The organism is Escherichia ruysiae (genome assembly GCF_031323975.1).
GTDB classification, from domain to species: Bacteria; Pseudomonadota; Gammaproteobacteria; order Enterobacterales; family Enterobacteriaceae; genus Escherichia; species Escherichia ruysiae.
The window spans coordinates 4,225,739-4,238,439 of sequence record NZ_JAVIWS010000001.1 but is presented as its reverse complement, the minus strand read 5'-3'; the positions used below and the strand labels follow the sequence as shown (position 1 = coordinate 4,238,439).

At 50.6% G+C, this 12,701-nt stretch carries 14 protein-coding genes; 3 read left to right on the top strand and 11 right to left on the bottom strand.

What is annotated here, in order from left to right:
* Positions 1-184: 184 nt before the first annotated feature.
* Entirely contained in the window at positions 185-916 is a 732-nt protein-coding gene (gene artJ, locus RGV86_RS20320) for an arginine ABC transporter substrate-binding protein ArtJ (RefSeq protein ID WP_010347547.1), read from the top strand.
* 171 nt (positions 917-1,087) lie between these two features.
* Here artJ and rlmC read toward each other — a convergent pair whose 3' ends face one another.
* The 10 genes from rlmC to RGV86_RS20270 form a co-directional block, all read right to left on the bottom strand.
* Complete coding sequence (rlmC, locus tag RGV86_RS20315) at positions 1,088-2,215, bottom strand: 23S rRNA (uracil(747)-C(5))-methyltransferase RlmC (RefSeq protein ID WP_309508448.1); 1,128 nt, start codon at positions 2,213-2,215, stop codon at positions 1,088-1,090.
* A gap of 40 nt (positions 2,216-2,255) precedes the next feature.
* Positions 2,256-2,744, bottom strand: coding sequence for a YbjO family protein (locus tag RGV86_RS20310; RefSeq protein WP_000389254.1), 489 nt, complete (start codon positions 2,742-2,744; stop codon positions 2,256-2,258).
* A gap of 59 nt (positions 2,745-2,803) precedes the next feature.
* A complete protein-coding gene (potI, locus tag RGV86_RS20305) occupies positions 2,804-3,649 on the bottom strand; it encodes a putrescine ABC transporter permease PotI (RefSeq protein WP_085460562.1) in 846 nt (281 codons plus the stop codon).
* The gene (gene potH / locus RGV86_RS20300) at positions 3,646-4,590 is read right to left on the bottom strand and encodes a putrescine ABC transporter permease PotH (protein WP_000105411.1); all 945 of its coding nucleotides are present in this window, start codon (positions 4,588-4,590) and stop codon (positions 3,646-3,648) included. Before potH ends, potI begins: the two co-directional genes overlap by 4 nt.
* A 9-nt stretch (positions 4,591-4,599) precedes the next feature.
* Positions 4,600-5,733 carry a putrescine ABC transporter ATP-binding subunit PotG gene (potG, locus tag RGV86_RS20295; protein ID WP_000995981.1) on the bottom strand — a complete coding sequence of 378 codons (1,134 nt, stop codon included), beginning with the start codon at positions 5,731-5,733 and terminating at the stop codon, positions 4,600-4,602.
* A 94-nt stretch (positions 5,734-5,827) separates the two neighbouring features.
* Complete coding sequence (gene potF / locus RGV86_RS20290; protein WP_085460561.1) at positions 5,828-6,940, bottom strand: spermidine/putrescine ABC transporter substrate-binding protein PotF; 1,113 nt, start codon at positions 6,938-6,940, stop codon at positions 5,828-5,830.
* 350 nt (positions 6,941-7,290) lie between these two features.
* Entirely contained in the window at positions 7,291-7,767 is a 477-nt protein-coding gene (locus RGV86_RS20285; protein WP_000203025.1) for a type III secretion system chaperone family protein, read from the bottom strand.
* A gap of 87 nt (positions 7,768-7,854) precedes the next feature.
* Complete coding sequence (gene rimK, locus RGV86_RS20280; RefSeq protein ID WP_085460560.1) at positions 7,855-8,757, bottom strand: 30S ribosomal protein S6--L-glutamate ligase; 903 nt, start codon at positions 8,755-8,757, stop codon at positions 7,855-7,857.
* 60 nt (positions 8,758-8,817) lie between these two features.
* Positions 8,818-9,540, bottom strand: coding sequence for a nitroreductase NfsA (nfsA, locus tag RGV86_RS20275; protein WP_021550513.1), 723 nt, complete (start codon positions 9,538-9,540; stop codon positions 8,818-8,820).
* Entirely contained in the window at positions 9,524-9,811 is a 288-nt protein-coding gene (locus RGV86_RS20270) for a YbjC family protein (protein ID WP_001201565.1), read from the bottom strand. Before RGV86_RS20270 ends, nfsA begins: the two co-directional genes overlap by 17 nt.
* 264 nt (positions 9,812-10,075) lie before the next feature.
* Here RGV86_RS20270 and grxA point away from each other — a divergent pair, with 264 nt between their 5' ends.
* On the top strand, positions 10,076-10,333 hold the full coding sequence (grxA, locus tag RGV86_RS20265) for a glutaredoxin 1 (protein ID WP_001195223.1): 258 nt from the start codon (positions 10,076-10,078) through the stop codon (positions 10,331-10,333).
* 31 nt (positions 10,334-10,364) lie between these two features.
* Here grxA and RGV86_RS20260 read toward each other — a convergent pair whose 3' ends face one another.
* On the bottom strand, positions 10,365-10,742 hold the full coding sequence (locus RGV86_RS20260) for an inner membrane protein YbjM (RefSeq protein WP_000681103.1): 378 nt from the start codon (positions 10,740-10,742) through the stop codon (positions 10,365-10,367).
* Between the two features lie 268 nt (positions 10,743-11,010).
* On the opposite strand from RGV86_RS20260, the gene RGV86_RS20255 reads away from it, so the two are divergent.
* Positions 11,011-12,696 (top strand): aspartate:alanine antiporter, encoded by a 1,686-nt coding sequence (locus RGV86_RS20255; RefSeq protein ID WP_001024863.1) that lies wholly within the window; start codon positions 11,011-11,013, stop codon positions 12,694-12,696.
* Positions 12,697-12,701 lie beyond the last annotated feature (5 nt).

Genomic DNA, 12,701 nt, shown 5'->3' with positions numbered 1-12,701 from the left:
TCCGGCCCACATAGTGCATAAATCCTTATAATGAAGACGGGCAACCCACTAAGTTGTCCGTCTTTTTTTATCTCTCGCAAACTATTTAATCATATTTATTGCATATAAATTCATTTGATGGCATTGTAAATCCATGCCGCAGACACGGCTAATAATCATAAGATTGACAGACGGGAGTTCCATCATGAAAAAGCTAGTTCTTGCCGCATTACTTGCATCCTGTGCATTCGGCGCTTCTGCCGCAGAGAAAATCAATTTCGGCGTCTCTGCCACTTATCCGCCATTCGAATCGATGGATGCGAACAACCAGATCGTCGGCTTTGATATCGATCTGGCAAAGGCGTTATGCAAACAAATGCAGGCAGAATGTACTTTTACTAATCACGCTTTCGACAGCCTGATCCCGTCACTGAAATTCAGAAAATATGACGCAGTGATTTCCGGGATGGACATCACACCGGAACGTAGCAAACAGGTCGCCTTTACCACCCCCTATTACGAAAACTCAGCCGTTGTGATTGCCAAAAAAGATACCTATAAGACTTTTGCCGACCTGAAAGGTAAACGTATTGGTATGGAAAACGGCACTACCCACCAAAAATATATTCAGGATCAGCATCCGGAAGTGAAAACCGTCTCTTATGACAGTTATCAGAATGCATTTATCGACCTGAAAAATGGTCGTATTGATGGGGTATTTGGTGATACAGCGGTAGTTAATGAGTGGCTGAAAACCAATCCGCAACTGGGCGTTGCGACTGAGAAAGTAACCGATCCGCAGTACTTCGGCACCGGTCTGGGCATCGCTGTACGTCCGGATAACAAAGCTCTGCTGGAGAAACTGAATAACGCACTGGCAGCCGTTAAAGCAGACGGTACATATCAGAAAATCAGCGATCAGTGGTTTCCGCAGTAATTGAGACTGAGACGAAAGTAAGATGCCTGATGCGCTACGCTTATCAGGCCAACATCGACTCTGCAATGTATTGATTTAGCACGATTTGTAGGCCGGATAAGGCGTTCACGCCGCATCCGGCATGAACAAAGCGCACCAGGTCTGCGATCTGAAGCCGCAGATGCGGCTTTTTTATTGCTTCACCAGCAGCGTCAGCACTTCATAATGTGCGGTGTGGGGGAACATATCGAAAAGCTGTACCCGCTCAATGCGATATCCTGGCAGTTCGCGGATATCTTTCGCCATCGTTTGGGCGTTACAGCTTGAGTAGATAATAAAATGCGGTGCCATCGTCGAAAGATAATCACACAGCGGTTTACCAATGCCGCGACGCGGTGGATTAACCAGCACCAGCTCCGGCACTTCGCCCTGAGCGGTGGCAAACTGAGTGGAGTCCAGCGCCTGAAATTGCAGACGCGTTAGAGCCAGTTCAGCAGCAGATTGTTTCGCACAGGCTATCGCTTCTGGCGCAATTTCAATCCCCGTTAGCTGCATTTCTGGCGTTGCGCAATGCAAACCAAAACCACCAACACCGCAGAACAGATCCCACATATGATTTACCGGCAATTGCCGCACCCAGTCACGCGCGGTGGCGTACAGCTGGCTGGCGACCGCCGGATTCGTCTGGAAGAAACTTTGCGGGCGGATCCACAGCGGCACGTCATTAAAACGCTCTGCCAGCGCCTGCTGTTCGGTCAGGTAGATCTCCGTCTCCCCTTCCATTATCGCCATATGCACTGGCTGAATATTGACGGTAATGACTTTTAGCTGCGGCAGTTGCGCCTGTAACCACGGCAGCGCCTTACGCAGTTGCGCCAGCTTGGTTTCAGAGCGCAGTACAAAGCGCAGCATCATACCGCCATCCATCTGGCTTTCAGTCAGCAGAATATATTTCAGTTCGCCACGTTTGCGCGCCACGTTGTAGGGCGTCAGCCCCGCACGGGCGATAAACGGTTTTAGCGCCGCAAAAACAGGCGCAAATGAGGCAGGGTAAAGCGGACAGTCGCAAAGATCTTCTGGCGTACCGTCGCGGTGTAGCATTCCGAGCAGTGGTTTTTCAACGCTACCACTCACCACCATTTTGGCTTTATTGCGAAACCCTTGTTCCGGGCCAGACACCGGCGCGCACCATTCCGCGACCGGAAAATCGGCCAACAGATTTTTAAGATCGGTGGTTTTAGCGGAGAGTTGCTCTGGAATCGGCTGCGTTATCCACTGACAGGAGCGGCAGCGATCCGCGTCGTAAAGTGCGCACTGCATACATTGACCTTCACATCATCAGGGGCGAGGATTATACACATTATTGCAACTGGAAGAACCGCCGACTGGTGGCGGGAACAAACAGCAGCAATAAGATGAGCATGTCCGGCAGCTTTTGTAACATCAGACTATGGAAGATTTCGCGTTTCGATTCACCGGGAATGCTGAACAGCTCAGGGTAACCATAACCGAGCGAAGCTGCCCACAGATAACTGGCGGCCGTGATTTGCGTCAGCAGATACAGCCAGCGCGCCAGGCGACGCCCTTTCACCAGCGAAAACGCACACCAGATTTCAATAAAAACCAGCGCAAGGCTGCTTAGAAAGACCAGCGTTAAACTCCAGGTTTGTACGCTGCGATGTATGAACTCGCCGATACCGCGCACGCCCAGCGTATTGAAAATCATCAGCACGTCGAGGCCACGGATCATAATAATGGCGAGCGCCGCCACCTGCACCAGTGCAGGCACATTCAGGCGAGCATGTGATGAAGATGTTTTCTTAAAAAATCCCAACGTTTCGTCTTCCATGAAAACAATGCCGCGACATGCGCGGCATTATGTAGCCAGGTTGGCAAATTTTAGTGTCTTCAGCCACGTCTTGCACGCTGGATATCGCGTATCCGCTGCTTTTCTGCGCGCGCCATTAAATACCAGGCGATAAATCCGACAATTCCTACCGCGCCGAGAATCAATGTTGCCAGGGCGTTGATTTCCGGATTCACCCCCATCCGCACGCTGGAGAAGACCAGCATTGGTAAGGTGGTGGCTCCCGGCCCGGAAACAAAGCTGGCGATCACCAGATCATCAAGCGACAGAGTAAAAGCCAGTAACCAGCCAGAAATGATCGCCGGCATGATCATCGGTAGTGTAATGACGAAAAACACCTTCAGCGGCGTCGCGCCGAGATCCATCGCCGCTTCTTCAATGGAGCGATCCAGTTCCCGCAGACGCGAAGAAATAACAACTGCCACATAAGCCGTACAGAAGGTCACGTGCGCCAGCCAGATAGTTAACATACCGCGATCGGCAGGCCAGCCGATCGCATGAGCAAGAGCAACGAACAATAACAACAGCGACAGGCCAGTGATCACATCCGGCATGACTAGCGGCGCGGTGATCATAAAGGCAAAGCCATTTGATCCACGAAACCGCCCAAAGCGTACCAGCACAACCGCCGCGATAGTTCCAAGAATTGCCGCCGCCGTCGCCGCACAGGCGGCAATCGTCAGACTTAAGCCGACCGCACTCATCATCGCATCATCACGCAATAACTCGCCGTACCAGCGCGTTGACCAACCGGCCCACACCGTCACCAGCTTCGAACTGTTAAATGAATAGATGACCAGCATCAGCATCGGCGCATAGAGAAAGGTGAAGCCCAGCAACAAAATCACCATTCGCCAGGGCGAACGAACGACCGGTAAATTATTCATCCGTGTTCCCCCACGCTTTTTTGCTGATATTTGTGGAACCACATAATTGGCACAATCAGCAGCAATAACATAACGATTGCCACCGCTGAGGCCACCGGCCAGTCACGGTTATTGAAAAACTCCTGCCACAGAACGCGCCCGATCATGATGCTGTCCGGGCCGCCGAGCAGTTCCGGGATCACAAACTCACCCACCGCCGGAATGAAAACCAGCATCGATCCGGCGATAATCCCACCTTTGGTAAGCGGCACAATCACCGTAAAGAAAGTCTTCAGCGGACGCGCGCCGAGATCCAGCGCGGCTTCCACCAGCGAATAATCAATGCGAGTTAACGCGGTGTAGATAGGCAACACCATAAACGGCACATAGGCGTAAACAATGCCGATATAAACGGCCAGATTGGTATGCAGAATGGTCAGCGGCTGATCGATAACCCCCAGCCACAGCAGGAAATTATTCAGCACGCCATTGTTTTTTAGTATTCCCATCCAGGCGTAAACGCGGATCAAAAATGAGGTCCACGAAGGCAGGATCACCAGCAGCAATAAGATATTGCGGGTCGAAGGTTTACTGTGCGCCACTGCCCACGCCAGCGGATAGCCGAGCAATAAGCAACAAACGGTCGAAATCGCCGCCACCTGTAACGACTGGAGATAAGCATCGAAATAGAGCGGATCGTCAGTCAGTTGCAGGAAATTGCCGAGATTGAGGGTGACAGACAGTTGCCCGTCAGCCCACTCCATCAGTTCGGTATAAGGCGGAATGGCGCGCGCCATCTCAGCCAGGCTTATTTTAAAGACGATAAGAAATGGCAGCAGAAACAACAAAATCAACCAGATATACGGCAGCGCAATCACCAGTTTGCGACCGTGCTTCATTTGCCACTGTGTAAGCCACTGCTTTAATCCGCCCGGCTGGGCAGCAGGTTCAAGTGTACTCATCTTTGCTCCTTAAACCGTCAGCACCACACAACTGTCTGATTCCCAGCACAAACGAACTTCATCGCCCCAGGTCGGTAACCCTTTGCGAAAACGATGGGCGTTTTGTAACTGGGCGCTGATCATCTGCCCGCTTTTCAGGCGGACATGATAAACAGACAAATCACCGAGATAGGCAATATGTGTCACCTCTCCCACTGCAAAATTGCAGCCATCAGCAGGCGGTTCGTCACAGAGCATGATTTTTTCCGGACGCAGCGCCACATGCACCGGCACGTTATCCACCACCGACGCATCGGGATCGACTTTCAACGGATGCACCAGCCCAGGCGAATAAAGCAACAGGCCATCTTCCTGGCGTTCCTTTAGCAGCCCTTCGAAAACATTGACCGATCCAATGAACTCGGCGCTATATCGTGTCGTCGGGTGCTCATAAATTTCCTCCGGCTCGCCAATCTGAACAAATTTACCGCGATTCATAATCGCGATGCGCCCCGCCATGGTCATCGCCTCTTCCTGATCGTGCGTTACCATCACACAGGTCACGCCGACACGCTCCAGAATATCCACCACTTCAAGCTGCATCCGGTCGCGCAGTTTTTTATCCAGCGCGCCCATCGGTTCATCGAGCAGTAATAGTTTCGGGCGTTTAGCGAGGCTTCGTGCCAGCGCCACTCGCTGACGTTGGCCACCGGAAAGCTGATGCGGTTTGCGTTTGGCAAACTCCTGCATATGCACCAGCCCCAGCATTTCATTGACCCGACTGGCAATTTCCGCTTTTGGTAACTTGTCTTGTTTCAGACCAAAAGCAATGTTTTGCTCCACGGTCATATGGGGGAATAGCGCGTAGGACTGGAACATCATGTTGATGGGGCGCAGATAAGGCGGAACCTGTGACAAATCAACACCATCAAGCATAATTTGCCCGGCAGAAGGTTGTTCGAAACCTGCTAACATACGCAGCAGCGTGGACTTGCCACAGCCGGATGCGCCCAGCAGTGCAAAGATTTCGCCTTTATAAATGGTCAGACTGACATCATCGACCGCGTGTTGACCATCGTAAGATTTGGTCAAATTGCGGATTTCTAATAGTGGTGTCAGCGACTTACGACTTTTCGCCTGCGGGCGAGGGATAGCGTCATTCACGGCTGCTCTCCGGCATTTAATGTGTGCAAGCGCACCAGGATGGTGCGAATTGCCGGCGGGAGTGGTGCGCCCGTCCGGCATCTACGGCAGCGGATTATTTTCCGCTCTTCACTTTGGTCCACGCGCGGGTGCGCACACGATCGATTTTCGGATCCTGCACTTGCAGGGTGAACATTTTGGCGCGAACGTCCGCCGGAGGATAAATCCCTGGATTATCACGCACTTCCGCACTCACCAGCGGCGTAGCTGCTTTATTGGCGTTGGCATAGAACACATGGTCAGAGATATGTGCCACCACATCCGGGCGCAGCAGATAATTCAGGAACTGATACGCTTCGTCTTTGTTTTTGGCATCTGCCGGCATGGCGAAAACATCAAAGAACGCCATCGCCCCTTCTTTAGGAATCGAGAAGGAGACATTCACGCCGTTCTTCGCTTCTTTCGCACGGTTAGAAGCCTGCCAGACATCACCCGCCCAGCCGATAGCTACGCAAATATCGCCATTTGCCAGGTCATTGATGTACTGGGAAGAGTGGAAATAACGAATATTCGGGCGCAGTTTTAACAGCAGATCGGTAGCCGGTCCGGTGTAATCATCCGCTTTGGTGCTGTTCGGATCTTTACCAAGATAATTCAACACAGTGGCAAAAACTTCTTCCGGCGCATCGAGGAAAGAGACACCACAGCTTTTCAGTTTTTCCAGATTTTCTGGTTTGAGGATCAAGTCCCAGCTATCGACCGGCGCGTTTTCGCCCAGCACTGCTTTGACTTTATCGACGTTATACCCAATCCCGGTAGTCGCCCACATATACGGCATAGCAAATTTATTGTCGGGATCGTGTTTTGCCACCAGCTTCAGCAGTTCTGGATCGAGATTCTTCCACTCCGGCAATTTGCTTTTATCCAGCGGCTGGAATACTCCCGCAGTCAACTGGCGCTCCAGAAAGCTGGCTGACGGCACGACCAGGTCAAAACCGGTACTCCCCGCCATTAATTTGCCTTCCAGCACTTCGTTGGAATCAAAAACATCGTAGACGACTTTAATACCGGTCTCTTTTTCAAAATTTGCCACCGTATCCGGGGCGATATAATCAGACCAGTTATAAATGTGGAGTGTTTTTTGTTCAGTCGCGAGCGTGCCGACAGAGACGGCCATCAGAGCACCCGCAATCAGACCCGATAGCCATTTTTTATTTAAGGCGGTCATATCTCTTTCCTTCTGAAAGTTCGTTAACAAACGAACAAAAGTTGTCACACTGAAAGATATGCAATAAACGTGCATATTTTTTATCGGCGCGGTGCAAGAAAAGAGAACTCTCTCCCGGCCAGCATTGCTCGCTATATAAAAGCCTCGCAAGAATAACTTTAGCCAGGGTTTGAAACTATAGCTGTAATTAAAAAACGGTATTTAACAAATTTTTATGCGCATTTGCTCTATGTGATAAAGCAAATCTGGCACAATAGAAGTGAAATAATCTTTAATGAAAGGTTAAAATCAGCAGGAAATATTACGACGCGCAGTCACTGCGGCAGCGACTGCGTGCTCGAAGAAAGTTATCAGTGAAGGAAATAGTTTTCGGTAACGTTGTTTTGCCCTTCATCGTCAGTCGGCAACAGCAGCTGATGGGCATTAGCTTCGAGGATGACCATTGAAATCTGCTCTTCGCTCTGGCGTACAAACCATGCAAACTGTTCATAGGTTACGCCCTGCATAACAGATAAAGACTGGCAAACCACCAGCTTTGGCAGATTATCATCCTGCATATCGAGAAATGCTTTCACGGTCAGTGAGCTGGCATTGATGGCTGATAAATCCGCCGCCAGCGGCAACACGGCTGAAGGCCTGACTTCCGCCATGGCAGAAAACAGGATTGTGTTATCAATCAGGTCGATTTTGGCATCAAAGACACCGTCGAAATTCTGCATATGGGGCAGATGCAAAGCCTGACAGTTATCACATTCAAAAAAACTCATCCCCAGGTCATCGAGCCATTGACGCAACGTATCCAGACCAGGAACGACCAGCGATGTCATAATTTTGTACAACCTCTTCCGATAAAAAGACTGGCACAGCTTACGCAAAAAGCGCAGGCAAAACCATGATCAGTAATGTGATTGCGACTAACCACCCGTTTTCAGGCAATATTCTGCCGTGGCGTGGCGTTCGATCCAGCGGATCATTTTACCCGCAATGTCGATACCGGTGGTTTTTTCTATTCCTTCCAGCCCCGGCGACGCATTCACCTCCATCACCAACGGTCCGCGATTGGCACGCAGAATATCCACACCGGCAACATCCAGCGCCATCGTTCGCGCGGCTTTGATGGCGATCTCACGCTCTTTCGGCGTGATACTGGCGATGCTTGCCGCGCCGCCACGATGCAAATTGGAGCGAAAATCGCCCTCTTTCGCCCGCCGTTCAATCGCCGCGACAACTTCATCACCGACGACCAGACAGCGGATATCGCACCCTTGCGCCTCTTTGATATATTCCTGCACCAGAATATGGGCGTTCAGGCCGCGAAAAGCATCAATCACGCTTTCTGCCGCCTGGCGCGTTTCCGCCAGCACCACACCAATTCCCTGCGTGCCTTCGACCAGCTTAACTACCAGCGGCGCACCACCGACCATATCGATTAAGTCGCTGGTATCATCCGGCGAATGCGCAATCCCCGTGACAGGCAGGTCAATGCCCTGACGCGCCAGCAGTTGCATGGAACGCAATTTGTCACGCGCCCGGGCAATCGCGACCGATTCATTCAGCGGATAACTGCCCAGCATTTCGAACTGGCGTAGCGCCGCCGTCCCATAAAAGGTTATAGCAGTGCCAATACGTGGGATCACTGCATCAAAATGGGGTAACTTACGGCCTTTGTAGTGAATGGAAGACGCCGCAGGATTTATGTCCATGTAGCAAGAAAGCGGATCGAGAATTTCAACCAGGTGACCACGCTGTATGGCGGCTTCACGCAACCGCTTACACGAATAGAGCGTTCCATCCCGGGACAATATGGCAATTTTCACCCTGCACCTCTCTGTCAGACCTGGTCAAAAGCCCGCGTATAATACATCGCCGTAACGGTTTTAGCGCGTCGCCCAACCTTGTTTATGCAAATAATCGAGAATAAAAGGACGGCTTTCTTTGATAATCGTCCGGCGAATATGATCGCTCCAGGTATCCCGGCGATTATTGCTGCCACGGGTAAGATAATATTCCGCCAGTTGCTCGTCATACTGCGCCAGTGCGTCTTTATCCAGCGGTTGATAGCTGTTTTCATGCACCAAAATGGAGGCCGGTAAACGCGGCTTGAGATCCGGGTTATCCGCAGGCCAGCCGAGACACAGGCCAAACAGCGGCAGAACATGCTTTGGTAATTTCAGCAGCTCCGTCACCGCTTCAATGTTATTGCGCAAGCCGCCAATATATACACCGCCCAACCCCAACGATTCCGCTGCGGTTAAGGCATTTTGCGCCATCATCGCCGTATCAACAACACCGAGCAACAACTGTTCTGCCAGGCCGAGTTGAGCATCCGGGCAGATCTGCAAATGACGGTTAAAGTCGGCGCAAAACACCCAAAACTCCGCCGCTTGCGCAACGTGTTTTTGCCCACCGGTCAGCGGCACCAGGGCTTCACGCAATGCGGGGTCGGTAATGCGAATAATGCTACTACACTGCAAAAAGCTGGAACTGGAGGTCGCACGGGCGCTGTTGATAATCGCCTCACGCTGTTCAGCGGAGATAGGTTCATCAGTGAAATGGCGAATGGAGCGGTGACCACAAATAAGTTCAATGGTTGGCGTCATTATCTTTTTCTCTTTCTGAACGTGAAGATTCCAGTGGATGATTCATCAGTTGCGGGGCCAGCCGTTTTGCCACCTGAAGAATAACCACCACCGCAGCGGGAAGCATGAGCAAAACACCGAGAAAAATCATCAGAATTTGCGCTTCTGGCGTAGAAAACGGCGCTGGAAGCGAAAAGTTGTCACTTATCGACAGCAGCGCCGCCGCCAGTAACATCATTCCAATAAATTCCAGTATCAACACGCTTTTAGGCAATTTACCGATCGCGCGCATAAACTTCCCTCTGCAAAGTGAGCTGCCAGTTTAAAACCTTTCGCCGCGTTGTGCTTAACAGTTATAGCTTTAAGCAATCAATGCAACAGGTTCGATCGCGCGCATAAACTTCCCTCTGCAAAGTGAGCTGCCAGTTTAAAACCTTTCGCCGCGTTGTGCTTAACAGTTATAGCTTTAAGCAATCAATGCAACAGGTTAAACCTACTTTCAGCGAATAAGATTTGGCGTGATCATGCACACATGACAGATAAATGGAGAAAGCCAATGCAAACCGTTATTTTCGGTCGTCCGGGTTGCCCTTACTGCGTGCGTGCCAAAGATTTGGCAGAAAAGTTAAGTAATGAACACGATGATTTTCACTATCAGTATGTGGATATTCGTGCTGAAGGGATCACTAAAGAGGATCTGCAACAGAAAGCTGGCAAGCCGGTAGAAACCGTACCGCAGATTTTTGTCGATCAGCAACACATCGGTGGCTATACCGATTTTGCTGCCTGGGTGAAAGAGAATCTTGACGCCTGATTACCGGATAAGCCCTCTCTGTTTGAGGGCTTTATTGATTTTTTCTGTGTTGTGGCCTGAACAAGCTACTAATAAACAAAAAACATAACGCGCCCAGCGCACACCAGAAGACGGCACTCAACAACCACGCCAGCTCCTGCCAGAATGAGCGTGATGGTGAAAAAAACAGACGCATAATTAACATAGAACAGGGTGCTGCCAGCATTGCGCCAAACAGTGGTTTAAGGACTTCTCTACGCCGCGAAAAAAAGCTGGCTACAGCCCCAGGAAGAATGAAAAACAGTAAGCCGATTTCAGGGTGCCCGGCAGCCCGAAAAGCTCCCTTCATATGTGTCGCCAGAAAAAGGCACACCACAATAAAGAGGACAAAACAGCAAATTGCCCCCGCCCAATGTTGTTTATGTTTCACATGTTCCTCCTGACACTGCCTCTATCGAACACATTTTTCGCCGGTGTGGCGCTCAGTAAGATAAAGCCGCTTCGCATTCCATGCTAATATAGGCCAACACAATTCTTATAGCCGTTGGTATCTAATGTGATTACACTAGTAAAATATATTGTTACTTTACTATTGATTAAGTGCGCTGAATGAATCTGCGCTCTGAATTCAGGTAAAAACATTATCTTAAATTACCATTTCTTTCAACAGCTTACTCGTAAACAAGAAGTTAGTCTCCGTGAATATAAACGTCGCCGAATTGTTAAATGGGAATTACATTCTGTTATTATTCGTGGTCCTCGCGCTTGGACTATGTCTCGGAAAATTACGACTTGGTTCAATCCAACTGGGTAATTCCATTGGCGTTTTAGTCGTATCACTGTTATTAGGGCAACAACATTTCAGTATTAACACCGACGCGCTTAATCTTGGCTTTATGCTGTTTATTTTCTGCGTCGGGGTCGAAGCCGGACCCAACTTTTTTTCCATTTTTTTCCGCGATGGTAAAAATTACCTAATGTTAGCCCTGGTAATGGTCGGTAGTGCACTGCTGATCGCCTTAGGGCTGGGTAAGTTGTTTGGCTGGGACATCGGCCTGACGGCTGGTATGTTGGCTGGCTCAATGACATCAACACCGGTTTTGGTTGGTGCGGGCGATACCTTACGCCACTCTGGAATAGAAAGCAGGCAACTCTCTGCGGCACTGGATAATTTAAGCCTCGGGTATGCATTAACCTATTTGATTGGCCTGGTGAGTTTGATTGTCGGTGCGCGTTACTTGCCTAAGTTGCAGCATCAGGACTTACAGACCAGCGCCCAGCAAATCGCTCGTGAGCGAGGTCTGGACACCGACGCCAGCCGTAAAGTCTATCTGCCGGTAATTCGCGCCTACCGCGTCGGCCCGGAACTGGTCGCCTGGGCCGACGGCAAAAACTTGCGTGAACTGGGTATTTATCGACAAACAGGTTGCTACATTGAACGTATTCGTCGTAACGGGATTCTGGCAAATCCGGATGGTGACGCCGTGCTACAGATGGGCGATGAAATAGCGTTGGTAGGCTATCCCGACGCCCACGCCCGACTCGATCCCAGCTTCCGTAATGGTAAAGAAGTTTTTGATCGAGACCTTCTCGACATGCGTATCGTCACTGAAGAGGTGGTCGTCAAAAACCATAACGCTGTCGGTAAACGTCTGGCACAACTGAAGCTGACCGATCACGGTTGTTTCCTTAACCGCGTCATTCGCAGCCAGATCGAAATGCCGATCGACGATAACGTGGTGCTTAATAAAGGCGATGTATTGCAGGTGAGCGGCGATGCCCGTCGCGTGAAAACCATCGCCGATCGCATCGGCTTTATCTCGATTCACAGCCAGGTTACTGATCTACTGGCATTCTGCGCGTTCTTTGTCATCGGTCTGATGATCGGGATGATAACCTTCCAGTTCAGCACATTCAGCTTCGGCATGGGTAACGCCGCCGGATTGTTATTCGCTGGTATTATGCTGGGCTTTATGCGAGCGAACCACCCAACCTTCGGCTATATTCCCCAGGGCGCGTTAAGCATGGTGAAAGAGTTCGGTTTGATGGTATTTATGGCGGGCGTTGGTTTAAGTGCCGGCAGCGGCATCAATAACGGCCTGGGCGCGATTGGCGGTCAAATGTTGATTGCCGGGTTAATTGTCAGCCTGGTGCCTGTTGTTATTTGCTTCCTGTTTGGCGCTTACGTGCTGCGCATGAACCGCGCGCTGTTGTTCGGTGCAATGATGGGCGCGCGTACTTGTGCTCCAGCAATGGAGATCATCAGCGACACTGCGCGCAGCAACATTCCGGCATTAGGTTATGCGGGCACTTATGCAATAGCTAACGTGCTGCTGACGTTGGCAGGGACAATCATCGTAATGGTATGGCCAGGACTCGGATAAAACTG